The following is a 290-nucleotide window of genomic DNA, read 5'->3' as shown; positions in this document are numbered from 1 at the left end:
ACTGGTACGGGGTGCCGAGCTGGCCGAGCGCCCAGCGGATCGCCGTCTGGACCTTCGGCGGAGCGTCAGCCGGGATCTTGTATCCGGCCGGCACCGCGCCGGGCGGGATGGTTCCGAAGTCGGTCCCGTCCCCGCCGCTCGTACAGCCGCCCGCAGTACTCGCCGGAGGACTGCCCGTGCTGCCCGAGCCGGATGGCGAAGGGCTCGGCGACGTCCCGCCGGCCTCCGACAGCAGCGGCTCGATCGCCTGCTGCAAGGCGGTGGCCAGGGGCTCCCACTTCGCGTAAGCC

At 73.4% G+C, this 290-nt stretch carries 1 pseudogene; it reads right to left on the bottom strand.

Annotation, left to right across the window (positions count from 1 at the left end):
- A pseudogene (locus RB628_RS43030) lies at positions 1–290 on the bottom strand (hypothetical protein); the annotation flags it as partial.

It is taken from the genome of Streptomyces sp. ADMS (genome assembly GCF_033441795.1).
Taxonomy (GTDB): Bacteria; Actinomycetota; Actinomycetes; order Streptomycetales; family Streptomycetaceae; genus Streptomyces.
The sequence above is the reverse complement of the archived record's forward strand: the minus strand, read 5'-3'. Positions and strand labels throughout refer to the sequence as shown.